Consider the following 22,276-nt stretch of genomic DNA (forward strand, 5'->3'; position numbering starts at 1 on the left):
GGAATCGGGGTGTCCGAAAGGTCCGGTCATGCGCCCCACCCGTGCTAGGAAAGGTCCTTTCCTTGCAAATTTCGCAAGGAAAGGACCTTTCATGGCGTTCGGGACTAGTGCTCGACAAGCTCGTCGAGCGCCTGGTCGTAGCTCAGCCGGACGTCGTGTTCGGCCTGGTCACCGCCCAGCAGCTCCACCCGGCTGGTCGCCGGCGGATACCCGCTGGCGATCACCGTGTAGGTCCCGGCGGGCAGGTCGCTGACCGTGTAGTTGCCCTCCGCGTCGGTCCTCGCCACGGCGGCGACGCCACCCGAGGAATCGAGCACGGTGATCCGCGCGTCCGGCACCACCCGGTCGCCGTCGGTGCGGGCGACCCCGCTCAGCAGGATCGTGCTGACCAGCTCGAAGTCGTGGCGCAGCACCCCGGCCCCGGTGGCGGTCAGCGTCGCCGCGACCGGCCGGAACCAGCGGCCGCTGGCGACGAGCGTGTACCGCCCGCCCACGATGCCGGCGAACGAGTAGACGCCGTTCTCGTTCGTGTGCGTCCTGGCCACCTGATTGCCGTTGTGGTCGATCAGGGTCAGCGCCGCTCCCGCGACGTTCGTGGCGTCGTCCCGGCGGACATGCCCGCTGATCTGCGCGGATCCGGCCCGGTACGCCCCGTTCCCGTTGGTCATCGCGTGCTTCCCGGCCTCGACGGGCGCGGTCACGACCGTCTTCTCCGACGCCGTCTCGACAGGCGCGTCGTCCTCTTCGAGGAGTGCTTCGCCGCCTTCGAGAGCCGAAGCCGCCGAAGGAGCCGAGCCGCCGAGAAGCGGGATCTCCTTCATGAACATCAGGACCAGCGTCGCCAGCAGCGCGACCGCGCCCGCCACGTAGAACACCGTGGTGATCGACTCGGTGAAGCCGATCAGCACCGGGGTCTTGATGGCCTCGGGCAGATTCGCGATACCGCTCGTGTTCGTGGTGAGGTCGCCCAGTGCCGCGGCGCCTTCACCGGTCGGCGCGTTGCCGCCGAACGCCTTGGTGATGTTGCCCGGCAGGACGTTGAACAGGATCGTCAGGAACACCGCGACACCCGCGGTGCCACCGATCTGCCGGAAGAACGTCGCCGAAGCGGTCGAGACGCCCATGTCGCTGCGCGGGCCCGCGTTCTGCACCGCGATGATCAGCGTCTGCATGCAGGCACCGAGGCCGAGCCCGATGATCGCGGCCGCGACCAGCGGGTGCCACAGCGCGCTGTTGTACTCGACCTGCGCGAAGAAGAACGCGCCCGCCGCGATCAGCAGCGTGCCGACCACCGGGAACACCTTGTAGCGCCCGGTCTTGCTGGTGATCTGGCCCGAGATGATCGAACCGCTCATGATGCCCGCCATCAGCGGGATCATCAGCAGGCCCGACTCGGTCGGCGAGAACTCCTGCACCACCTGCATGTACTGCGGGATCATCATGATCGCGCCGAACATCGCGACACCGACGATGACGCCGCCGATGATCGCGACCGTGAAGGTCGAGTTCTTGAACAGCCGCAACGGGATCAGCGCCGCGTCCTTCATCAGCTTCTCGATGAAGATGAAGGCGACCACACCGATGGCGCCGACGACGTAGCAGATGATCGCGCTTTGCGAACCCCAGCCCCACTTGTTGCCCTGCTCGGCGACGATCAGGAACGGGACGACGGCGACGACGAGCGCGAGCCCGCCCCACCAGTCGATCTTGTGGTCGTGGCGCTGGTGCGGCACGTTGAGCACGCGGGCGACGACGAACAGCGCGACGATCGCGATCGGCACGTTGATCAGGAACACCCAGCGCCAGCCGGCGATGTCGTAGCCGAAGACGCTGCCGAGCTTGTCGAAGTCGGCGAAGAACCCGCCGAGCACCGGGCCGAGCACGGTGGAGATCCCGAACACGGCGAGGAAGTAACCCTGGTAGCGGGCGCGTTCCCGCGGCGGCACGATGTCGCCCATGATCGTCATCGCCAGCGACATCAGCCCGCCGGCGCCGAGGCCCTGGATCGCGCGGAACGCGGCGAGCTCGTACATCGATGTCGCGAACGCCGAGGCGACCGAGCCGATCAGGAAGATCGAGATCGCGGCGATGTAGAACGGCTTGCGCCCGTAGATGTCGGACAGCTTGCCGTAGATCGGCGTGACGATCGTCGAGGTGATCAGGTAGGCCGTGGTGATCCAGGCCTGCAGATCGAACCCGTTGAGGTCGTTGGCGATCCGGACGATCGAGGTGCCGACGATGGTCTGGTCGAGCGCGGCAAGGAACATGCCCGACATCAGGCCGATCAGGATCGTGACGATCTGACGGTGACTGAGCCGGGGCCCGTCTTCTTCGACGGCTGGCGGACTTTCTACTGCGGAACTCATTGCTTCAGGCCCCCTTGGCCTTCGACGCCGACGCGGGGTCGGCGAACTGTGGAGATGTTTTTTCGATGTCGTCGTTCAGCCGGTGGAACAGCGAGTTGAGGGTCTTCCGGTCCTCGTCGGACCAGTCGCCGAGCACCTCGGCGAGCCACTGGTTCCGCTGCTTGCGGTTCTCCTCGAACACGCGCAGTCCTTCGGCGGTCGGTGCGAGCAGGCAGGCACGGCCGTCTTCGGGGTCGGCCAGGCGCTCGACCAGCCCGTGCTGGACGAGCGAGCTCGACTGCCTGCTGATGGTCGAGATCTCGGAGTGCAGGAACTCGGCGAGTTTGCTGGTCCGCTGGGGGCCGACGTGGATGAGGCAGAAAAGGATCGCGTACGCGGCCCGCTCGATACCGTCCGGTCCCTGCTTGGACACCTGGGACTTCGCCCGGTTGACCAGGCGCACGAGCCGCACGAGCTCATGCCCGAGGGTGTCGGCCAGATCGAGGTCGGCCTTCGACCTGGTGCCGGGTGTCGTGGGTGTCATGGTGGTCTCTCTCGCCGGTTGCTTGGTCACTGCAACTAGTTGCCTAGAGCAAGGATGTTCCTCCAAAGGCTCGCATCGCAAGAAGAAAGTGACGTTGTGTGTCCGATGACACTTTAGTTGCCGCATGCAAGCACATTTATTCGTGCATGTTTGTCCGGTTCGCCCTGAGCTGCACTTTTGCTTTGATGGAGGCATGACCGACTCCGCGCTCTACGCGATCCTCGCCGCCCGCAACTTCGGCACCCTCGCCACCATCAAGCGGGACGGCAGGCCGCAGCTGTCGACCGTCAACTACCTCTACGACGCGGACGCCGGCGCGATCCTGATCTCGATCACCGCCCCGCGCGCCAAGACCAAGAACCTCCAGCGCGACCCGCGGGCGACGTTCCACGTGTCGACCGAGAGCGGCGACGGCTACGTCGTCGTCGAAGGCCCGGCGGTGCTCACGCCGACCGCCGCTTCGCGCGACGACGCGACCGTCGACGCGCTCGTGGACCACTACCGGCGGGCGCGGGGCGAGCACCCGGACTGGGACGAGTTCCGCGACGCCATGGTCGCCGACCAGCGCGTTCTGCTCACCATCCCGATCGAGCGCGTCTACGGGATCCAGATGTAGATCTCCCGCGTTTCGTCCTCTGGATGCGGTAGTTGCACGCGCAAGGACCGCATTCAGAGGACTAAATGCGTGCGGGGTCAGCGCTGGATGCGGGCCTTGATCTCGTCGATCCGGTCGAGCAGGGGGCTCGCGTCTTCCCGGCCGAGCGCCGCCCGCAGGTAGAGGCCGTCGCCCACCAGGATGATCAGTTCGGCGGCCAGCGGATCGTCGACGTGCTCGCTGATCAGGTCGTGGAGCTTCTGGTTGTAGACCTGGACGACCTCGGCGACCCGCGGTTCGGTGAGCATGATCCGGATCGTCGCCATGGTCGTGCGGTGCAGCGCCTTGCGCTGGGTGACGTCGGTGATGGCGGTCCGCAGATACCAGGAGACGACGCCTTCGGGCGCCTTCCGTGCCTCTTCGAGATCCGCTTCCGACAACGTGGCGAGACGCTCCATCAGTCCTTCTACCAGGGCTTCCTTGGACCCGAAGTGGTAGAGCAGGCCACCCTTCGAGACCCCGGCGTGCGCGGCGACGGCGTCGAGGGTGACCCCGCCGGGGCCTTGCTCGATGAGGATCTCCTCGTACGAGTCGAGGATGCGTTCCTTCGCGGTGGGCTTCGCCATATCGGTTGACTATACCGTCTGGACGGTTTACCTTCGCATCAGGCGGTAACTGTACCGTCCAGACGGTTTAGTCAGAAGGAGAGTGCGCCATGGCGAGGCGCAAGCAGTGGTGGGCGTTGGCGGTACTGGTGCTTCCGGTGCTGCTGATCAGCGTGGACATGACGGTGCTCGGGTTCGCGCTGCCGTTCCTGTCCGAGGATCTGGCGCCCACCGGTGCGGAGCAGTTGTGGATCGTCGACATCTACTCGTTCATGCTGGCGGGCCTGCTGGTCCTGATGGGCACGCTCGGTGACCGCATCGGCCGTCGCAAGCTGCTGCTCATGGGCGCCGCGGCGTTCGGTGCCGCGTCGGTGCTCGCGGCCTTCTCGACCAGTGCGTTCATGCTGATCATCGCCAGGGCGCTGCTCGGTGTGGGTGGCGCGACGCTGATGCCGTCGACGCTGTCGCTGATCCGCAGCATCTTCGTCGACCCGAAACAGCGCCGGATCGCGATCGCGGTGTGGAGCGCCGGGTTCTCCGGCGGGATGGCGGTCGGGCCGGTGCTCGGCGGCTGGCTGCTGGAGCACTTCTGGTGGGGTTCGGTCTTCCTCATCAACGTCCCGGTGATGCTGGTGCTGCTGATCGTCGGACCGTTCGTGCTGCCGGAGGCGCGTGACCCGAAACCGGGCCGCTTCGACCCGCTGTCGGCGCTGCTGTCGCTGGCCGCGATGCTGCCGGTGGTCTACGGCATCAAGCTGGTCGCCGAACACGGCTTCACCTGGAAGGCCGCGGTCAGTGTCGTGATCGGGCTCGCGCTCGGTGTCGTGTTCGTCCGCAGGCAGAACAGCCTCGACGAGCCGATGCTCGACTTGAAGCTGTTCTCGAACCGGGCCTTCAGCGGCTCCGTCGTGACGAACATGCTCGGCGTGTTCGCGATGGTCGGCCTGCTGTTCCTGGTGCCGCAGTACCTGCAGCTGGTGCTCGGGCTGACTCCGGTCGTCGCCGCGCTGTGGATGCTCCCCGCGACGGTCGCCGGTGTCGCCGGCGCGCTCCTCGCGGCCTGGCTCGCGAAGCGGATCCGGGTTTCGCTGCTGGTCAGCGGTGGTCTCCTGGTCGCGGCGGTCGGCTTCCTCGCGCTGACCCAGGTGTCGTCCGGCGGCGGGCTCGCGTACGTCGTGGTGTCGTTCACGCTGCTCGGCGGTGGTGTCGCCCTGTCGGAGACGCTGACGAACGACCTGGTCATCTCGGCCGCTCCGGCCGAACGCGCCGGGGCCGCTTCGGCGATCTCCGAGACCGGGTTCGAGCTGGGTGGCGCGCTCGGCACGGCCATCCTCGGCAGTGTCGCGACCGCGGTCTACCGGTCCGGTCTGCCGGAGGGGACGGCCGAATCCGCCCGGGACACGCTCGGCGGCGCGGTCGCGACGGCGCAGCAGCTCGACCCTGCCGCGGGGCAGGCGCTCCTGGAATCGGCTCGCGAAGCCTTCACCCAGGGGGTGCACGTCACCGCCTGGGCGGGCGTGGCCGTGCTCGTCTATACAGGTATTCAGGCCTACATCCTGCTTGATCGGAAAAAAATTTCCGCAGTGCGGACGTAACGGCGCCTACGATGAGGGCATGAACAACCATGCCCTGCTCACCCGGCTCCGCGAGCATCTCGGCGACGCCGCGGTGCTCACCGACACCGACGTCACGGACGCCTACTCGCGCGACATGATGCCGCTGGCCGACAGCGGCAAACCCCTCGCGGTGGTGCTGCCGTCCGACGTGGAGGGTGTGCAGGCCGTGGTCAAGGCCTGCGCGGAGTTCAAGGTGCCGATCGTGCCCCGCGGCGCCGGCAGTGGTCTGTCCGGCGCCGCGAACGCGATCGACGGCTGTGTCGTGCTGGTGCTGACGAAACTCGACCAGATCGTCGAAATCGACGAAGGCAACCGGCTCGCCGTCGTGCAGCCCGGCGTGGTGAACCTCGATTTCCGCAACGCGGTGGAGAAGCACGGCCTGTTCTATCCGCCGGACCCGTCCAGCTACGACTGGTGCACCATCGGCGGGAACCTGTCCACCAACGCGGGTGGACTCTGCTGCGTGAAGTACGGCGTCACCACGGATTCCGTGCTGGGCTTGGAAGTCGTGCTCGCCGACGGCTCGGTGCTGAAGACCGGGCGCCGCACGGTGAAGGGTGTCGCGGGCTACGACCTCGCGCGGCTCTTCGTCGGCAGTGAGGGCACGCTCGGCGTGATCACACAGGCGACCGTCGCGCTGAAACCGTTGCCGCAGCTGCCCGCCACGCTCGTCGCCGCCTTCAACAGCACCGAAGCGGCGGGCGAGGCCGTCGCGCGGGTGGTGCGTGAAGGCCTGGTGCCGTCGCTCATGGAGATCATGGACGCGACGTCCATCAAGGCGGCAGAGGCCTACCTCAAGACCGACCTCGGCACGAGCTCGGACTGCAAAGCCTTGCTGCTCGCGCAATCCGACTCCGGCGGCGAGGTCGCCCGCCGGGAACTCGCGGTGCTGGAACAGATCTGTGTCGACTGCGGCGCGGATCTGGCGTACGCCACCGAAGACCTCGAAGAGGGCAAGATGCTGCTGCAGGCGCGGCGGGTCGTGCTCACCGCGCTGGAGATGTACGGCGTCTGGCTGACGGACGACGTCTGCGTGCCGCGCACGCGCATCGCCGAACTGATCGCCGGCTGCGAGCGGATCAGCGAAGAAGTGGGCCTGCGGATCGCCGTCGTCGGCCACGCCGGTGACGGCAACATGCACCCGACCATCGTCTACGCGCAGGATTCCGAGGAGGAGTTCGCTCGCGCGCGGATCGCCTTCGACGCGATCCTCGACGTGGCCCTGTCGCTGGGCGGGACGGTCACCGGCGAGCACGGCATCGGCCGGATCAAACGCGAGTGGCTCGCCAAGGAGATCGGCGAGGTCGGCATCCAGGTGCACCGGCAGATCAAGCGGGCACTGGACCCGGAGAACCTCTTCAACCCGGGCTCGATGTTCTCCCTCTGACCGCCGGGTTGTGGTAATCGTCCGCTACAGGGTGTGGGAAACGTCCGCTAGGCGTGAACGAGAAGCCCAACGTGGAGGCCTTCTCGTCACGGTGGTCGTGAGCGGCGATTCGGGACACACCCAGGTGAGGCACCGGGTGTCGGGTGCGAAGAAAGTCCCCTTTGCCCTGCTCGTCCTACCCGAGACCCCGGCACCGTGTCGCGAAAGCCACTTTCGGGACATCACACGTCCCGAAAGTGGCTTTCGCGACACGCCTCGATGATGAGCACGCGGCCCGGCGGACCATGGCGCTGTGAAGTTTCTCCGCTGAACGCCATGAACGGGCCGTTCCTGGCAAAGCNTTCGGGACATCACACGTCCCGAAAGTGGCTTTCGCGACACGCCTCGATGATGAGCACGCGGCCCGGCGGACCATGGCGCTGTGAAGTTTCTCCGCTGAACGCCATGAACGGGCCGTTCCTGGCAAAGCTTCGCAAGGAACGGCCCGTTCATGGCACGTCGGAAGGATCAGTCGCGGACGCGCGGGATCTGCTGCGTGATGTCCTCGGCGGTGTCGGCGACGAGACCGGTCGCGGTGTTCGCGTGCTTCTTCTCGCGCCGCGACTTCAGGTACTCGATCACGATCGGCACCACGGACACCAGCACGATCAGGATGAAGATCGCGTCCACGTTGTCGCGGATGAACGCGACGCCGCCGAGCAGGTGGCCGAGCGCGGTGATCCCGGCGGCCCACAGGATGCCGCCGATGACGGTGTAGACGAAGTACTTCTTCGGGTCCATCTTGCCGATACCGGCGATCCAGGTGATGAACGTCCGCACGAACGGCACGAACCGCGCCAGCACGACCGCCTTCGGCCCGTGCTTCTCCAGGAAGGCGTGGGTCTGGTCCACGTACTTCTGGTTGAAGAACTTCGAGTCCGGCTTGCGGAACAGCCAGGGCCCGATCTTCCAGCCGAGGCCGTAGCCGACCGCGTTGCCGATCAGCGCGGCGACGGTGACCAGGACGCACACCAGCCACAGCGGCGCCTCGATCGAGCCGTTCGCGATGAACAGGCCCGCGGTGAACAGGAGTGAGTCACCGGGCAGCACCGGGAAGATGCTGCTCTCGATGAAGATGATCAAGCAGAGGATGGTGACGACCGGTACGGTCAGTCCGCTGAGCAGGTGCTGCGGGTCCAGCCACTCCGGCAGGAGGCCCATCGTCGTCACGGTGTTCTGCGCCAGGATCACACCAAAACGGTACAGGGTGACGCTGAGTGCCCTGACCCGGCGGGAGAGCGCGGCTCAGATCAGCGTGAGCAGCCCGATCACCGAGCCTGCCGCGAGCCCCAGCAGGACGGCCAGCAACAGCACCCAGTACGCGGGCAAAGGCGGGCTGCTCGGCGAAGGTGCCGGAGGCGGCGTGGGGCGCTCCGCCAGCCTGGCCGTTTCCGCGTCCTCCAGCGCGACGCGCTCCCGTTCGAGCGAGTCGGCACTGGCGCCGGACAGCAGCCCGTACTGCAGCGGCAGCTCGTGTTCCCCGGGAGCCCCGGCGTTACTCTCGGTGTCCGTTTCGGCCGGTTTGTCCGTGGTCGTCTCGGAGACCCGCTCCGCCGAAGGGGCGAAGACGGCTTGAGCGCGCAGGGCGTCGGCCAGGAGCTTCTCCGGGTCCTTGGGCTCGCTCATCCGGGACTCCTTTCGCCGCTACCCGTCGCTGACCGACACACCGCCTTCGACCGCCCCACTCAGCGGAGCCGTGGCGCTCAATGTAGCCGCAGCGTCGTCCTTGACCCATTCGCCCTGACGAAGCACCTTGACCGGCCGGAGGTCACGGTCGAGCACGACGACGTCGGCCGCGAGCCCCGCGCGCAGCGAGCCGGTCCGGTCGGCGATACCGAGCAGTTCGGCGGGGCGCCCGGAGGTCGCGCGGACGGCGTCGAGCAGGTCGATACCCGCGCCGCGGACCAGGTTGCGGAAGGCCGCGTCCATGGTCAGCGTGCTGCCCGCCAGCGAACCGTTGCCCGCCAGGGTGGCGACACCGTCGCGGACGTCGACCTCGAGGCGGCCGAGGATGTAGCTGCCGTCGGCGGCGTCGGTGGCGGACATGGCGTCGGTGATGAGCACCGTCCGGCCCTTGCCCGCGTGGTGCGCGGCCAGCCGCAGCACGGTCGGGTGCACGTGGACGAGGTCGCAGATCAGCTCGACGGTGATGCGCTCGTCGTCGAGGAGCGCGCCGATCGGGCCGGGTTCGCGGTGGTGGAGAGGCCGCATGGCGTTGAAGAGGTGGGTCGCGACGGAGGCGCCCGCGTCGATCGCGGGGATGATCTGGTCCTCGACGCCGTCGGTGTGCCCGATGGCGGCGATGACGCCCGATTCGGCCAGTTGGCGGACCGCCTTGATCCCGCCGTGCAGTTCGGGGGCGAGGGTGACCATCCGGATGTCGCCGCGGCCCGCGCCGAGCAGCGCGTTGACCGTCGCCGTGTCCGGCTCGATCAGCGTCGCCGGATCGTGCGCCCCGCAGCGCGCCTTCGAGATGAAGGGTCCTTCAAGGTGAATTCCGGCAAGTTCACCCTCTTGGACCAGCTCACGCAGGGCCGCGATCTGGTCCCTGAGCACCGGGATGGGGTCCGAGACCAGACTGCCGAGCATGGTCGTGGTCCCGTGCCGCCGATGCGCGCGGACCGCGCGGAGCAGCTCCTCGGGGTTCGAGCTGGAAAACGATCCGCCCCCGCCGCCGTGGCAGTGGGTGTCGACGAAGCCGGGCACGACCAGGCATCCGTCGACGTCGACGCGATCGATGTCCGGGGGTGTCCCGGAACCGACTTGGACGATCTTGCCGGCGGCGATAGCCAGCCAGCCGTCGTCGAGTACACGGTCCGGGGCGACGACCCGGCCGCCCACGATCACGAAATCTCCGGCGCCTCTCACGCCCCCCAGCATATATTGGTCTGGACCAAGCATGGCGGCACAACCCAGCGGTCGAGATGAAGGCCGGGCATCAGTTCGGTGACTGCATCGCTTTCTGCAGTGCTTCGAGCGCCCGGCTGGCGGTTGACTTAACGGTACCTTTCGAAATCCCGGCGGCCTCCGAGATCTCGGCCTCACTCAGCCCACCGTAGTAACGGAGGACCAGAACCTCGCGCTGGCGAGGGGGCAGTTTGGACAAAGCGCTCACCACGGCCTGATGTTCACTCGACAGCATGGCGAGGCTTTCGGCCGAACGCGCGTTGACGGCGTGCGGTGCGACGTACTCGCGCGCGGTCTTGCGGCGGCGCAGCACACTGCGTGATCCGTTGACCACGGCGGTGCGCAGATATCCGACGGCCGCGGCGGCGTCGCGCAGGCGTCCCCAGTTGCGGTGCAGCCCGGTGAAGGCCTCCTGGACGACGTCCTCGGCGGTCGCGGGTTCGTCCACGAGCAGGATGGCCAGCCGGACGAGCCGCATCCGGTGCTGGCGGTAGAGATCCTCAAGGGTCAGCGGTGCCGCAGGCGGCGGTGGCGTGACCGGTCCGTCCATGGTGCGCAGATGGCCGAGGGTCGCCTCGACACTGCGTTCCGCATTGCCCTCGAGCATGTACCCCTACCTGTTCATTTACCCCTTTGAAGCACAACCTGTGCATGGCGCTCGATCAGCGTATCGGGTGGGGCGGGAGTCCTGCCTGATCGGATCCTGAGAAGCTGGGGGCATCCGTTCGGAGCGACCTTGGAGATGTCGATGGCCTGGTTCCTGGTGGAGATCACGTACGTGCAGGAGAAGCTGGCGGATGTGCGTCCCCGGCACCGGGAATTCCTGTCCGCCCTCGCCGACCAGGGCGTCGTCGCGCTCGGCGGCCCGCTGGGCGACGGCTCCGGCGGTATCTCGATGTACCAGGCGGCGGACGAGGCGGCGCTGCTGGAGATCATCGACAAGGATCCGTACCACCTCGAAGGTGTCGTCGCGAAGCGGACCGTGCGCGAGTTCAAGCCGGTGATCGGCTCCTGGATCCCCAAGGAAGCCTGACGATTCAGAGATCGAGGGTGACCGGCTCGCGTTCGACGCAGACCCGGACGCGGTCGCCGGTCACCGTCGGCAGTTCGCACGTCCCGCAGAACCCCTGACGGCACGAATACGCGATACCGGGCACGGTTTCGCGCAGGACGTCGAGGGTGGTCCGGTCGGCGGGGACGTCCAAGGTGACGCCGCTGCGGGCCAGTTCGACACGGAACGGCTTGCCGCCGACGATCGGCGGCGTCGAGAACCGTTCGAAGAACACCGGCCCCGAACTCCGCAGCGCGGCGTCGGTCCGGACACCGACGATCATCGGAACCGGGCCGCAGCAATAGATCGGCGCGCCTTCCGGGGCCCCTTCGAGGAGTTCCGCGCCGGAGGCGGGGATTCCGTAGTCCATGTCCGGGCGAATCCAGACGCGGTCGGAGAATCCGGACAATTCCTCCAGGAACGGCATCGAGGCCTCGTCGCGGCCGGTGTAGACCAGCCGCCAGTCCGCGCCCGCCGCGGCGGCCTGCCGCACCATCGGCAGGATCGGCGTGATCCCGATACCGCCCGCGATGAACAGATACGCCGGGCTCGCGACGAACGGGAACGCGTTGCGCGGGCCGCGTCCCGTGATCCGCGCGCCCTTCTTCAACGCGTGCACCGCCGTCGATCCCTCGCCGAGCAGACGGACGCCGACGCGGTAGGCCGAGCGGTCGTCCGGATCGCCGCACAGGGAGTACTGACGGACCAGCCCCGGCCGGGGCGAAAGGTCGATGTGCGCGCCGGGCCGCCATCGCGGCAGCGCTTCGCCGCGTTCGTGCACCAGCCGCAGGACGGCGACGCCGTCGGCTTCGCGACGGACATCGTCGACGACCAGCGGGAGGTCACGGTCGACGACGGCCACCGGCGGCCGGCGGCGGCCGCTCACCCCGCTGAGCCTGCGGTACAGCGCGACGACACCGGTCAGCGAAGCCATCGCGCGGTCGGTCCGGCCGCTGCCGTCGAGCCGCAGGGGCCGAGACGGTGTCGTCATCGGGGTTCGTCGGCGGCCAACGCGGCCGGGGAACTCGCGAGGTACGCGACGGCCTGATCGGTGTTGCCGGTTTCGGTGGGGTGGTAGGACTTCCGGAAGTACGGCCGGATCTCGCGCCGCAGTTGCTTGCCCGAAGGCAGGAGCCCGAGCTTCGCCACGCGCAGATAGGTCCGGAAACTCGTCTTGCCCGGCCGCGTCGGATCGTTCTTCATGAGGAACCTGGTGCCCCGCAAGAAAACCCAGGCGAGCACCGGCGTCACCACGAGCATGCTGCGCACGCGACGGGTATAGCGGCCGTCGAGATGCATGAACAGATCGAAGGCGACAGAGCGGTGCTCGACCTCTTCGGCGCCGTGCCAGCGCAGGAGATCCAGCATCGTCGGGTCGGCGCCGGCCTTGTCGAGCGCTTCGGCGTCGAGGATCCACTGGCCGAGGAACGCGGTGTAGTGCTCGATGGCGGCGACGATGGCGAGCCGTTCGATCAGCCATTCCTCGCGTCGTTTGGCGGAAAGGTCGCGGTCGCCGAGCAGGCGCCGGAACATCCACTCCATCTGCGCGACGTACGGCCGCACGTGGACGCCCGCCGCTTCGAGGTGTTCCGCGGCGCCGTCGTGCGCCTCGGCGTGCATGGCCTCCTGGCCGATGAAGCCGAGCACGTCCTCCTTGAGCCGCTCGTCGCGGATCAGCGGCACGGCCTGCTTGAACACCTCGACGAACCAGCGCTCGCCCTCCGGTAGCGCCAGATGCAGCACGTTGATCGTGTGCGTCGCCTGCGGTTCGCCGGGGATCCAGTGCATCGGCAGCGACGCCCAGTCGAATTCGACGTCGCGCGCGTGCAGGACGATCTGTTCGTGGTCCGTCACGACGACCTCCCGCTGAGTTCGTAGTCGCTCGGGTCGACCTTGCGGGTTTCGAGCCAGTAGCGCCAGGTGAAGCCGGGCCAGATCGTCCGGTTGACGCCCTTCGCGTCGAGGTACCAGCTCTTGCAGCCGCCCTGGGTCCACACGCCCTTGACGAGTTTGTCCTGGATCTCGCGCTGGAACTTCTCCTGCACACCGGCGCGGACGTCGAGCGCGGCGGCGCCACGCGAGTCGGCGAGCTTGATGGCGTCGACGACGTACCGTGCCTGGGACTCGATCATGAAGACGACGGAGTTGTGGCCCAGCGCGGTGTTCGGGCCGAGCAGGAAGAACAGGTTGGGGAAACCGGAGACGGTGATGCCCTTGTGCGTGTGCATCCCCTCGGTCGCCCATTCCTTGGCGAGGTCGCGGCCGTCGATGCCGGTGATGTCCAGGTATTCCAAGGCATCCGTGACCTTGAACCCGGTGCCGTAGATGATCGCGTCGACCTCGTGCTCGACGCCGTTCCCGTCGACGACACTGTGCGCCTTGACTTCGCGCACGCCGTTGGTGTTGACGTCCACATTGGACCGGTTGATCGCCGGGTAGTAGTCGTTGGAGATCAGCACCCGCTTACAACCCATGGTGTAGTCCGGGGTGACCTTCTTGCGCAGCTTCGGATCCTTGATGGCCTTGCCGATGTGGCGTTTCGCGATCACCTCGCCGGCCTTCATGATCGCGGGATGACCGTTGAACCCGACGGCGCGCACTTCGAGGAACCAGTACAGCGCGTTGCGGTAAAGCCGTTGCACGCCGGGAATCCGGCGGAACGCGGTCTTGGCCCAGCCCGGCATGGCGTGGTCCGGTTTCGGCATGATCCACGGCGGCGTGCGCTGGAACAGCGTCAGCTCGTCGACCTCGGGGGCGATCCGCGGGACGAACTGGACCGCGCTCGCGCCGGTGCCGACCACGGCGACCTTCTTGCCGCGCAGGTCGTACTCGTGGTTCCACTGAGCGGAATGCCAGGTCTGGCCCTTGAACTTCTCGATCCCGGGCAGCTGGGGCACCTGCGGGATGTGCAGGCCGCCGACGCCCGAGACCAGGAACTGCGCCTCGAACTCACCCGATTTGGTGTGCACGTGCCAGCGGCGCTCGGTCTCGTCCCAGGTCGCGCCGGTGAGCTCGACGCCGAAGCGGATCTTGCGCCGCAGCCGGTACTTGTCGGTGACGTCCTTGAGGTACTGGAAGATCTCGGGGGCGGGCGAGAACGACCGCGACCAGTCCGGGTTCTGCTCGTACGAGAACGAGTACATATGGGACTGCACGTCGCAGGCGCAGCCGGGGTACGAGTTGTCGCGCCACGTACCGCCGACTTCGTCCGCCTTCTCCAGGATCACGTAGTCCGAGATCCCGGCTTTTTCGAGCTGGATGGCCTGGCCGAGCCCGGAGAACCCGGTGCCCACGATCACGACCTTGAATCGCTCGGTCATCTGGCAATCCTCCACTTCGAGGCGTTCGTGCCCAGATGACGTTACCTCAAGTAACAGTTACTTGCTAGTACTACCTACCCGTCAGTACGTGCCGCCGAGCTTCGTGTGGTCCCAGCTCACGATCTTGGTCGGCCGGAAGATCAGCCCGATCCGCTTCGGGGCCTGCTTGCCGATGAAGCCCGACAGCTCATCGGGCACGGGGTCTCCGGGCTTCGCGTCCGCGTACCGCTGCATGAGGCTGATACCCATCTCGGTGACCGCGGCCGTGTCGGTGACGATCTCGACGTCGGCTTCGAGGGAGACCCCGCGCAACTTCTCGTAGCTCTCGCCGTCCTCGATGAGCACGGTCGCGCGGGGGTCGCGCTCCAGGTTCTTCGCCTTCTGGGATGTGCCATAAGTCCAGGTCGCGACGCCGGACTCGTGCGGGTAGTACCAGAGGGGCGCCAGATGCGGGCGGCCGTTCGGGCCGATCGTCGCGACGTTGATGACCTTCTGCTCGTCGAGGTAGGCGGCGAGTTCGTCAGGTGACATGCGGATCTGGTCGCGACGGGACATACGGTTACCCCTTTTTCGTGGCGGCCCGGCCTGCCTGACCGGTTATTGAAGATTCGTACGCGCCGCGCCGCTCGATGTCCACGAGTGCGGCGGCGTCGGCCTTCTTGATCCGGCCCTTCGCGCCGATCTCGATGATCGGCGGCAGGAACGCGCGGATCAGCTTCAGGCCGCCGACCCAGCGGGGCACGTGCACGGTGCGGGCGCGTTTGTTGACCCCGGCCTGCAGGTGGTCGAGCGCGACCGACAGCGGGTAGGTCTTGCCGAGCAGGCCGGGCATGCCGGCGCGGAGCTTGCCGAAGACGGGGTGCTGGTCGGCGCTCTCGACGAGGTCGGTGCGGATCCAGGTCGGGTGCGCGACGCCGACCTTCACGCCGAGGTGGGCGACTTCGGCGCGGAAGCTGTTGCAGAACGCCTCGACGCCCGCCTTCGCGGCGGCGTAGTTCGCCATGCCCGGCGCGTGCGTGATCGCGGCCAGTGAGGAGATCGCGAGCAGGTAGCCCTTGCGGTCGATGACATGCGGAAGGGTGACGCGGAAGGTGCGCCAGACGCCGAGCAGGTCGACCTCGATGACCTTCTCGAAGGCGGCCGGATCCACCGACCGGACGAAACCGGAGGTCGCGATACCGGCGTTCGCGATGACGATGTCGATACCGCCGAAATGCTCGACGACGCCCGCGGTGGCGCGCTCGAGGTCGTCCCAGCTGGTGACGTCGGCTTCCCAGGCGTGCGCGCTGGGGCCGATCTTGTCGGCGACCGCCTGCTGTTCCTTGGCTTCGATGCCGACCAAGGCGACCTTCGCGCCCTGCGCGGCCAGGCGCTCGGCGAGCCCCGCGCCGATGCCCCTCGCGGCGCCGGTGATCAGGACGACCTTGCCGTTCACGCTGTTCTTGGCCACGTTGCCTCCTCGTCCGAGCCCTAAGGCTTTCGGACGGTACCCCAACCTACCCGGAGTAAGCTACCCGCAAGTAAGTCCGCGTTCCGTCCTTTGGACGCGGTAGTTCGTGGTGCCGACTACCGCATCCAGAGGACGAAATGCGGGGTGATCAGCGCGAGGCGGCGCTGAGGGTGTCGACCTCGTCGGAGGTGAGGGCGAGGTCGGCGGCGGGCAGGAGGTCGTTCAGCTGCTCGACCGAGCGGGCGCTCGCGATGGGCGCGGTGACGGTCGGCTGCGCGAACAGCCAGGCGAGGGAAACGGCCGCGACCGGGACCCCGCGGGAGGCCGCGACCTCGTCGAGCGCCGCGAGCACCCGCTCGCCCCGTTCGTCCAAATAGGACGATGCGCGAGCGGCGCGCGGGCTGTCGCCGAGTTCGTCCTTCGACCGGTACTTCCCGGCGAGGAATCCCTTGGCCAGTGAGAAATACGGCAGGACCGTGAGGCCTTCGCGGGTGACCGTCGGAGCCAGGTCCTGCTCGTAGTCCCGCTCGACGAGGTTGTAGTGCGGCTGCAGTGCGGCGAACTTCGCCAGCCCCTCACGGTCCGAAATGGACAGTGCCTCGGTGAGTCGTTCCGCCGAGTAGTTCGACGCAGCGACGTAGCGGACCTTGCCCGCGCGCACGAGCGCGTCGAAGGCCCGCAGCGTCTCCTCGATCGGGGTGTCCGGGTCGTCGATGTGCGCGTAGTAGAGGTCGATGTGGTCGGTCCCGAGCCGCCGGAGCGAGTCTTCGGCCGCCGCCGTGATGTTCGCCGCCGACAGGCCTTTCCGCTCCTCCCACATACCGGTCTTGGTCGCGATGACCACGTCGTCGCGGCGGCCGCGTCTGCTCAGCCACTCGCCGATGATCGTCTCGGAACCGCCTGCCGAATAGAGGTCGGCCGTGTCGATGAAGTTGCCGCCCGCCGCCGTGTAGGCGTCGAGGACGGCGAAGGACTGCTCCTGGTCCGCGGTCCAGCCGAAGACGTTCCCGCCGAGGTTGATCCCACGGACGTCGAGGTCGGTGTTCCCGAGTTTCGCCATACTCCGAACTTAAGGGAAGACATCGCCCCTTCGCGGCGTTACCTCGGTCCATGGGAATCGAACTCGGCAGGATCGGCATCTGGCAGCACGAATCCGTCTTCACCCCGGAGATCGCCCGTGAGCTGGAGGAGCTCGGCTACGGCGCGATCTGGCTCGGTGGCTCGCCGGACGGCGACCTCGTGAAGGCGGAGGAGCTGCTCGACGCGACGAAGACGATCAAGGTCGCCACCGGCATCGTCAACATCTGGAAGGACGACGCGGCCACGGTCGCCGAGTCGTACAAGCGCATCGAGGCGAAGCACCCGGGCCGCTTCCTGCTCGGCATCGGCGCCGGGCACCGCGAGCACACCGCGGAGTTCAAGAAGCCGTACGCGGCGCTGGTCGAGTACCTCGACGCTCTCGACGCCGCCGGGGTGCCCGTCGAAGGCCGCGCGCTCGCCGCGCTCGGCCCGAAGGTGATCAAACTCGCAGGAGACCGCACGGCGGGCGCCCACCCGTACCTGATGACGCCCGAGCACACGCGCCAGGCGCGCGAAATCCTCGGGGAGGGGCCGCTGCTCGCGCCCGAACAGAAGGTCGTCCTCGAGACCGACCCGGCGAAGGCCCGCGAGATCGGGCGGGGCACCGTCAAGTTCTACCTCGGTCTCGTCAACTACACGAACTCCCTGCGGAAACTCGGTTTCACCGACGAGGACCTGGCGGGCGAGGGCAGCGACAAGCTGGTCGACGCGCTGGCCGTGCACGGCGACGCCGAGACGGTCGCCCGCGGCGTCACCGCGCATATCGAAGCCGGGGCGGACCACGTCAACATCCAGGTACTGAACCAAGACCCCCTGCCGGTCTACCGGGCGCTCGCCGCGGTCCTTCTCTGACGCGACGGCTGTAGGCACCTCCCGGCCGACCTCGTACGATGCGGCCGAGAGGTGCACCAGCCTGCTTCGAGGAGGAGTAAACGATGCCCATCGCCACCCCCGAGGTCTACGCGGAGATGCTCGACCGGGCGAAGGCGAACGAATTCGCCTACCCGGCCATCAACGTGACCTCGTCGGAGACCCTGAACGCCGCCATCCGCGGGTTCGCCGAGGCGGAGAGCGACGGGATCATCCAGTTCTCCACCGGCGGTGCCGAGTTCGCGTCCGGCCAGAAGGTCAAGGACATGGTGACCGGTTCGGTCGCGCTCGCCGAGTTCGCCCAGGTCGTCGCCGCCAAGTACGACGTGAACGTCGCGCTGCACACCGACCACTGCCCGAAGGACAAGCTCGACGGCTTCGTCCGCCCGCTGATCGAGATCTCGGCGGAGCGGGTCAAGAACGGTCAGCACCCGCTGTTCCAGAGCCACATGTGGGACGGCTCCGCGATCGACCTCGACGAGAACCTCGAGATCGCGCAGGAGCTGCTCGCCAAGGCCGCGGCCGCGAACATCATCCTCGAGGTCGAGATCGGCGTCGTCGGCGGCGAGGAAGACGGTGTCGAAGCCGAGATCAACGAGAAGCTGTACACCGCCGAGGGCGACTTCCTGAAGACGATCGACGCGCTCGGCTCCGGCGAGAACGGCCGCTACCTGCTGGCCGCGACCTTCGGCAACGTGCACGGCGTCTACAAGCCCGGCAACGTGAAGCTGCGCCCGGACGTGCTCAAGGGCGGCCAGGAGGCGGCGGCGAAGAAGCTCGGCCTCGCGGCCGGTTCGAAGCCGTTCGAGCTGGTCTTCCACGGCGGTTCCGGCTCGCTGCCGGAGGAGATCCGCGAGGCGGTGTCGTACGGCGTCGTGAAGATGAACGTCGACACCGACACGCAGTACGCCTTCACCCGGCCCATCGCGGACCACTTCTTCAAGAACTACGACGGCGTCCTGAAGATCGACGGCGAAGTCGGCAACAAGAAGGTCTACGACCCGCGTAGCTACCTGAAGGCCGCCGAGGCCGGCATGGCCGCGCGCGTCGTCGAGGCCGCTCAGTCGCTGGGCTCGGCGGGCAAGAAGCTCTGACCAGCCCGCATTTAGTCCTCTAAAAGTACGTGAAGGCCCCCTTCACTGCGCTAGACGCAGTGAAGGGGGCCTTCACGTACTCGGAGCGGGCCTCCCGGCCAGTGGTTCAAGGTCAGCAAAATGTCGGTCACTTGCACTGTGAAATGTCGGTTCACCCGATCGTGAAATGTCGGTTGAAGGTACTGTGAGATGTACACGAACCGACATATCGAGGAGCTATGGCCGAATCGGACCTGGCCCGCGCCTGCTGCGCCGTCGCCGAGGAGTACTTGTCGAGCTTCCGGGTCGTGATCCTCAACGGTCCCCGTCAGGCGGGCAAGACCACCATGCTCAAGCACCTTCACCGGCGCCACGGCGGGACCATCTTCAATCTGGACGACGAGCAGCTTCTGCAAGCGGCCATCGCCGATCCGGTCGGGTTCGCCGGCACCGGACCGGAACCCAGGCTCATCGATGAGGTGCAACGGGCGGGAGACCCGCTGATCAGAGCCATCAAAGCAGTGGTCGACGCGGACGGCGGGCCAGGACGCTACGTCCTGGCGGGGTCGACCCGGTTCCTCGCGACGCCGAGCCTGTCCGAATCCTTGGCCGGTCGGGGCGTCGTCGTCGACGTTCGGCCGTTTTCGCAAGGTGAGTTCACCGGAAACGTCGAGCGGTTCATCGATGTCGTCTTCGACGAACCCGGCCGCTTGCTCGGCCTCGCTCCTTCGAACGTCGATCGCGCCGACTACTTCGCACGCATCTGCAGAGGCGGCTTTCCCGAGCCGGCCCTTCTCGACAGTGTGCGTGCGCGCAAAGCCTGGTTCCGCGCCTATGTGCAGGCCATCGCGGAGCGCGATATCCGGGAGATGGCCAGGATCAACGAACCCAGCGCCATGACGGCCTTGTTGTCCTATCTGGCTTCCATTACGGCGCAAGAGCACAACAGCGTGAACACGTCGACCAGGACAGGCCTTCACCGCACCACGGTGAACAAGTACGTCGAATTGCTGGAAGCGGTGTTCCTGGTCCACCGGCTCCCGGCGTGGTCGCGAAATCTGACGTCCCGGGCGGTAAAACACGCCAAGCTGCACCTCACCGACACGGGACTCGCCGCTTCTTTGCTGGGCGTGTCGCCGGAATCCCTGGCCAAACCCGTGGCGCCGACCCGTGGGCCCCTTGTCGAGACTTTCATCGTCAATGAGCTGGCCAAGCAAGCGACGTGGAGCGAAGCCGAGGTTCGGCTGCACCACTGGCGAGTGAGCGGTGGCGCGGAGGTCGACGTGGTCATGGAACGGGACGACGGGCAGGTCGTCGGCGTCGAAGCGAAGGCGCGAGACACGGTGACCGCGGCGGACTTCCGCGGCCTCGCCCAGCTAAGAGACCTTCTCGGTGATCAGTTCACGCAGGGCATCGTCTTGCACACAGGAAGCCAGGGCGCCATCAGCTTCGGTGATCGGCTGATGGCGCTCCCGCTCGCTTCGTTGTGGCAGGCCGGGCATGATCCGGCTTGAGCCTCAGGCGGCCGGCAGCGTCGTCTTCTCGCGGCGCTTCTCCAGCAGCGAGTTCATCGCCCGCGTCCCCGGACCGGCGGCGGCCCACAACGCGCCGACACCGACCAGGCAGACCGCGGCCGTCCAGTAGGCCACCGGCGGCGCTGACTCCGTCTGCGCGTCACCGAGGATCCACGGCCGGAACTGCGACTGCACCCACAGCATCCCGTAGCCGAACGCCGTCACCAGCAGCGCGCCCGCGCCCGCCGTCAGGAGCGGATGACCCCGGCCGATGCGGAACGCCAGGTCGACGGCGAGGCCGACGGCCAGCAGGTAGAACGGCACGGTCGAGATCGGGAACCCCATCCCGAGCAGCAGCGGCCACATCACCAGCCGGTACGCGAGGTAGGCGGCGGCGACCGTCGTCCCGGCCCAGCGGAAGCCGGTGGTGTGCCGCGCCAGCGCGAAGATCAGCGCCATCACGCCGATACCCCACAGCGGGTAGACCCAGTCGTCGATCGGCATTGTGAAGTACTCGACGGCCACCCGGTCGACCGGGTGGCCGATCTGGTCGGCGGCGAAGTTCAGCAGCTCGGGCTCGGCCTCGGGCGCGCCGCGCTCCCAGGCGCGCAGGCCGAGGATGCCGTACTCCTGCTGACCGTTCGGGAAGAACGTGTTCTCCAGGAAGAACGCCCACAGTCCGATCAGGACCCCGGTGCGCAGGCGGCCGGGCTTGGCGTGCTTCAGCCAGCCCATGATCACGCCGGCCTGCATGATGCCCGTTCCGATGTAGAGCATCATGTGCGACGGGCTCCACGCGGTCAGGTCGAGACCGTTGACGCGGTGGTTGATGACGTCCAGCGGCGCCGCGATGAGGAACACCACGAGCCCGGCCTGCATCAGCCGCAGTGACCGCCGGTCGGCGCCCATCCCGGTGTAGCTGTGGATCGCCACCAGCACCATGATGATCACCGTGCCGACGGTGTTGATCAGGTGCGGCGGGGCGAGGTCGTCGCGCAGCCACATGAAATGCCACGACATGTCCCACGACGAGCCGACCAGTTTGAAGGCGAACGCCGCCAGCCACATCGAGTAGCAGAAGTTCAGCACCCAATCCGGCGTCGCCTGTCCCGGCGCGCCGCGGTGCCAATGGAGCTTGAAGAACAGCCTGGTCTTCGCGATCGGGCTGCGGGGGATGACACCCGGCGAAAGGTCCCCGGTCACTTCTGTCGCCTTTGTCATGCGGGCCATCCTCCCTGCTCCAGATCACGGGACGGGCATTCGGGGTCGAAAATCGGGGTTCACCCGTAGGGGTGGCGGATTTGCGGTCGGCGTGCGAAGCAGGGCAAGGTGTGCCGCCATGATGCCGAAACGACTCGTCGCGGCGATCCTCGTCGCCGCTCTGGTGCTGGCCGGTGGGGGCATTCTCGGGAGCCTGTTCTTCTAGCCACACGCGGTCGGCACAATGGCCCGTATGACGAACCTCCTCGGCCCCCAGCCGACGCATCTCCCCGAGCACACCGCCGCGCAGGCGGCGCTGGACGCCGGGACCGATCCGGCCGCCGTCGCCGCCGAGCACCCCGACTACAGCGAGGCGTGGGCCGCCCTCGCCGAGAAGGCGCTCGAAGCCGGCGAGACCGTCGCCGCGTACGCGTACGCCCGCACCGGTTACCACCGCGGCCTCGACCAGCTTCGCCGCGCGGGCTGGAAGGGACACGGTCCGGTGCCGTGGTCGCACCGCCCGAACCAGGGTTTCCTGCGTTCCCTCGCCGTCCTCGGCAAGGCCGCCGGCAAGATCGGCGAGACCGAGGAGTACGACCGCTGCAAGACCTTCCTCGCCGACTCGGACCCCGCCGCCGCGGAAGCCACCGGCCTCAAGTGACCTCGTGAGTGGTAAGGAC

Annotated in this window: 22 protein-coding genes; 8 read left to right on the forward strand and 14 right to left on the reverse strand. The window is 67.5% G+C overall.

The window, feature by feature from the left end:
- Window positions 1–104 precede the first annotated feature (104 nt).
- On the reverse strand, window positions 105–2,366 hold the full coding sequence (locus ACXIZN_RS34800; RefSeq protein WP_457959168.1) for an MFS transporter: 2,262 nt from the start codon (window positions 2,364–2,366) through the stop codon (window positions 105–107).
- Window positions 2,367–2,370: 4 nt separating this feature from the next.
- Window positions 2,371–2,889: a MarR family winged helix-turn-helix transcriptional regulator gene (locus ACXIZN_RS34805; protein WP_192747131.1), complete on the reverse strand. Its 519-nt coding sequence runs from the start codon at window positions 2,887–2,889 to the stop codon at window positions 2,371–2,373.
- Between the two features lie 193 nt (window positions 2,890–3,082).
- Here ACXIZN_RS34805 and ACXIZN_RS34810 point away from each other — a divergent pair, with 193 nt between their 5' ends.
- Entirely contained in the window at window positions 3,083–3,505 is a 423-nt protein-coding gene (locus tag ACXIZN_RS34810; RefSeq protein ID WP_192747130.1) for a PPOX class F420-dependent oxidoreductase, read from the forward strand.
- A gap of 77 nt (window positions 3,506–3,582) precedes the next feature.
- Here ACXIZN_RS34810 and ACXIZN_RS34815 read toward each other — a convergent pair whose 3' ends face one another.
- A complete protein-coding gene (locus tag ACXIZN_RS34815) occupies window positions 3,583–4,110 on the reverse strand; it encodes a TetR/AcrR family transcriptional regulator (RefSeq protein ID WP_457959169.1) in 528 nt (175 codons plus the stop codon).
- Window positions 4,111–4,199: 89 nt separating this feature from the next.
- Here ACXIZN_RS34815 and ACXIZN_RS34820 point away from each other — a divergent pair, with 89 nt between their 5' ends.
- A complete protein-coding gene (locus tag ACXIZN_RS34820) occupies window positions 4,200–5,684 on the forward strand; it encodes an MFS transporter (RefSeq protein WP_457959170.1) in 1,485 nt (494 codons plus the stop codon).
- Window positions 5,685–5,703: 19 nt separating this feature from the next.
- Window positions 5,704–7,092, forward strand: a complete 1,389-nt coding sequence (locus ACXIZN_RS34825) for an FAD-binding oxidoreductase (protein ID WP_126736295.1) — start codon at window positions 5,704–5,706, stop codon at window positions 7,090–7,092.
- 507 nt (window positions 7,093–7,599) lie between these two features.
- On the opposite strand, the gene ACXIZN_RS34830 is transcribed toward ACXIZN_RS34825, so the two are convergent.
- The 4 genes from ACXIZN_RS34830 to ACXIZN_RS34845 form a co-directional block, all read right to left on the reverse strand.
- Complete coding sequence (locus ACXIZN_RS34830) at window positions 7,600–8,322, reverse strand: DedA family protein (protein ID WP_457959171.1); 723 nt, start codon at window positions 8,320–8,322, stop codon at window positions 7,600–7,602.
- Between the two features lie 54 nt (window positions 8,323–8,376).
- Window positions 8,377–8,757, reverse strand: a complete 381-nt coding sequence (locus ACXIZN_RS34835; protein WP_457959172.1) for a hypothetical protein — start codon at window positions 8,755–8,757, stop codon at window positions 8,377–8,379.
- A gap of 18 nt (window positions 8,758–8,775) precedes the next feature.
- The gene (gene nagA, locus ACXIZN_RS34840; protein WP_126736308.1) at window positions 8,776–9,978 is read right to left on the reverse strand and encodes an N-acetylglucosamine-6-phosphate deacetylase; all 1,203 of its coding nucleotides are present in this window, start codon (window positions 9,976–9,978) and stop codon (window positions 8,776–8,778) included.
- Between the two features lie 91 nt (window positions 9,979–10,069).
- Entirely contained in the window at window positions 10,070–10,645 is a 576-nt protein-coding gene (locus ACXIZN_RS34845) for a SigE family RNA polymerase sigma factor (protein ID WP_007032484.1), read from the reverse strand.
- Between the two features lie 141 nt (window positions 10,646–10,786).
- Between ACXIZN_RS34845 and ACXIZN_RS34850 the strand changes: the two genes are divergently transcribed.
- On the forward strand, window positions 10,787–11,071 hold the full coding sequence (locus tag ACXIZN_RS34850) for a YciI family protein (protein ID WP_126736292.1): 285 nt from the start codon (window positions 10,787–10,789) through the stop codon (window positions 11,069–11,071).
- Between the two features lie 4 nt (window positions 11,072–11,075).
- Here the strand turns inward: ACXIZN_RS34850 and ACXIZN_RS34855 are convergent, their stop codons facing one another.
- The 6 genes from ACXIZN_RS34855 to ACXIZN_RS34880 all read right to left on the reverse strand — a co-directional run bounded on the left by ACXIZN_RS34855 (window position 11,076) and on the right by ACXIZN_RS34880 (window position 16,919).
- Window positions 11,076–12,080 carry a PDR/VanB family oxidoreductase gene (locus ACXIZN_RS34855; RefSeq protein WP_457959173.1) on the reverse strand — a complete coding sequence of 335 codons (1,005 nt, stop codon included), beginning with the start codon at window positions 12,078–12,080 and terminating at the stop codon, window positions 11,076–11,078.
- Window positions 12,077–12,943, reverse strand: coding sequence for a metal-dependent hydrolase (locus tag ACXIZN_RS34860; RefSeq protein ID WP_457959174.1), 867 nt, complete (start codon window positions 12,941–12,943; stop codon window positions 12,077–12,079). Before ACXIZN_RS34860 ends, ACXIZN_RS34855 begins: the two co-directional genes overlap by 4 nt.
- The gene (locus ACXIZN_RS34865; RefSeq protein ID WP_457959175.1) at window positions 12,940–14,409 is read right to left on the reverse strand and encodes a flavin-containing monooxygenase; all 1,470 of its coding nucleotides are present in this window, start codon (window positions 14,407–14,409) and stop codon (window positions 12,940–12,942) included. The genes ACXIZN_RS34860 and ACXIZN_RS34865 overlap by 4 nt, the downstream gene beginning before the upstream one ends.
- 81 nt (window positions 14,410–14,490) lie before the next feature.
- Window positions 14,491–14,964: a pyridoxamine 5'-phosphate oxidase family protein gene (locus tag ACXIZN_RS34870; RefSeq protein ID WP_457959176.1), complete on the reverse strand. Its 474-nt coding sequence runs from the start codon at window positions 14,962–14,964 to the stop codon at window positions 14,491–14,493.
- Window positions 14,965–14,968: 4 nt separating this feature from the next.
- Window positions 14,969–15,859 carry an SDR family oxidoreductase gene (locus ACXIZN_RS34875; protein ID WP_126736287.1) on the reverse strand — a complete coding sequence of 297 codons (891 nt, stop codon included), beginning with the start codon at window positions 15,857–15,859 and terminating at the stop codon, window positions 14,969–14,971.
- 148 nt (window positions 15,860–16,007) lie between these two features.
- Complete coding sequence (locus ACXIZN_RS34880; protein ID WP_457959177.1) at window positions 16,008–16,919, reverse strand: aldo/keto reductase; 912 nt, start codon at window positions 16,917–16,919, stop codon at window positions 16,008–16,010.
- A 50-nt stretch (window positions 16,920–16,969) separates the two neighbouring features.
- Between ACXIZN_RS34880 and ACXIZN_RS34885 the strand changes: the two genes are divergently transcribed.
- The 3 genes from ACXIZN_RS34885 to ACXIZN_RS34895 all read left to right on the forward strand — a co-directional run bounded on the left by ACXIZN_RS34885 (window position 16,970) and on the right by ACXIZN_RS34895 (window position 20,396).
- Window positions 16,970–17,791: an LLM class F420-dependent oxidoreductase gene (locus ACXIZN_RS34885; RefSeq protein WP_126736285.1), complete on the forward strand. Its 822-nt coding sequence runs from the start codon at window positions 16,970–16,972 to the stop codon at window positions 17,789–17,791.
- A gap of 83 nt (window positions 17,792–17,874) precedes the next feature.
- A complete protein-coding gene (fbaA, locus tag ACXIZN_RS34890; protein ID WP_034312446.1) occupies window positions 17,875–18,903 on the forward strand; it encodes a class II fructose-bisphosphate aldolase in 1,029 nt (342 codons plus the stop codon).
- Between the two features lie 287 nt (window positions 18,904–19,190).
- Window positions 19,191–20,396, forward strand: a complete 1,206-nt coding sequence (locus ACXIZN_RS34895; RefSeq protein ID WP_457959178.1) for an ATP-binding protein — start codon at window positions 19,191–19,193, stop codon at window positions 20,394–20,396.
- A gap of 3 nt (window positions 20,397–20,399) precedes the next feature.
- Here the strand turns inward: ACXIZN_RS34895 and ACXIZN_RS34900 are convergent, their stop codons facing one another.
- Entirely contained in the window at window positions 20,400–21,617 is a 1,218-nt protein-coding gene (locus ACXIZN_RS34900) for a hypothetical protein (protein ID WP_457959179.1), read from the reverse strand.
- Between the two features lie 232 nt (window positions 21,618–21,849).
- On the opposite strand from ACXIZN_RS34900, the gene ACXIZN_RS34905 reads away from it, so the two are divergent.
- Window positions 21,850–22,257 carry a DUF3151 domain-containing protein gene (locus tag ACXIZN_RS34905; protein ID WP_126736282.1) on the forward strand — a complete coding sequence of 136 codons (408 nt, stop codon included), beginning with the start codon at window positions 21,850–21,852 and terminating at the stop codon, window positions 22,255–22,257.
- Window positions 22,258–22,276: the final 19 nt, after the last annotated feature.

The organism is Amycolatopsis sp. TRM77291, assembly GCF_054166285.1.

Coding starts and splice junctions, on each gene's coding strand:
- ACXIZN_RS34885 (WP_126736285.1), top strand. CDS start 16,970: ATGGGAATCGAACTCGGCAGGATCGGCATCTGGCAGCACGAATCCGTC.
- ACXIZN_RS34815 (WP_457959169.1), bottom strand. CDS start 4,110: ATGGCGAAGCCCACCGCGAAGGAACGCATCCTCGACTCGTACGAGGAG.
- ACXIZN_RS34810 (WP_192747130.1), top strand. CDS start 3,083: ATGACCGACTCCGCGCTCTACGCGATCCTCGCCGCCCGCAACTTCGGC.
- ACXIZN_RS34870 (WP_457959176.1), bottom strand. CDS start 14,964: ATGTCCCGTCGCGACCAGATCCGCATGTCACCTGACGAACTCGCCGCC.
- ACXIZN_RS34825 (WP_126736295.1), top strand. CDS start 5,704: ATGAACAACCATGCCCTGCTCACCCGGCTCCGCGAGCATCTCGGCGAC.
- ACXIZN_RS34845 (WP_007032484.1), bottom strand. CDS start 10,645: ATGCTCGAGGGCAATGCGGAACGCAGTGTCGAGGCGACCCTCGGCCAT.
- ACXIZN_RS34835 (WP_457959172.1), bottom strand. CDS start 8,757: ATGAGCGAGCCCAAGGACCCGGAGAAGCTCCTGGCCGACGCCCTGCGC.
- ACXIZN_RS34880 (WP_457959177.1), bottom strand. CDS start 16,919: ATGGCGAAACTCGGGAACACCGACCTCGACGTCCGTGGGATCAACCTC.
- ACXIZN_RS34820 (WP_457959170.1), top strand. CDS start 4,200: ATGGCGAGGCGCAAGCAGTGGTGGGCGTTGGCGGTACTGGTGCTTCCG.
- ACXIZN_RS34805 (WP_192747131.1), bottom strand. CDS start 2,889: ATGACACCCACGACACCCGGCACCAGGTCGAAGGCCGACCTCGATCTG.
- ACXIZN_RS34865 (WP_457959175.1), bottom strand. CDS start 14,409: ATGACCGAGCGATTCAAGGTCGTGATCGTGGGCACCGGGTTCTCCGGG.
- ACXIZN_RS34800 (WP_457959168.1), bottom strand. CDS start 2,366: ATGAGTTCCGCAGTAGAAAGTCCGCCAGCCGTCGAAGAAGACGGGCCC.
- fbaA (WP_034312446.1), top strand. CDS start 17,875: ATGCCCATCGCCACCCCCGAGGTCTACGCGGAGATGCTCGACCGGGCG.
- ACXIZN_RS34850 (WP_126736292.1), top strand. CDS start 10,787: ATGGCCTGGTTCCTGGTGGAGATCACGTACGTGCAGGAGAAGCTGGCG.
- ACXIZN_RS34905 (WP_126736282.1), top strand. CDS start 21,850: ATGACGAACCTCCTCGGCCCCCAGCCGACGCATCTCCCCGAGCACACC.
- ACXIZN_RS34855 (WP_457959173.1), bottom strand. CDS start 12,080: ATGACGACACCGTCTCGGCCCCTGCGGCTCGACGGCAGCGGCCGGACC.
- ACXIZN_RS34900 (WP_457959179.1), bottom strand. CDS start 21,617: ATGACAAAGGCGACAGAAGTGACCGGGGACCTTTCGCCGGGTGTCATC.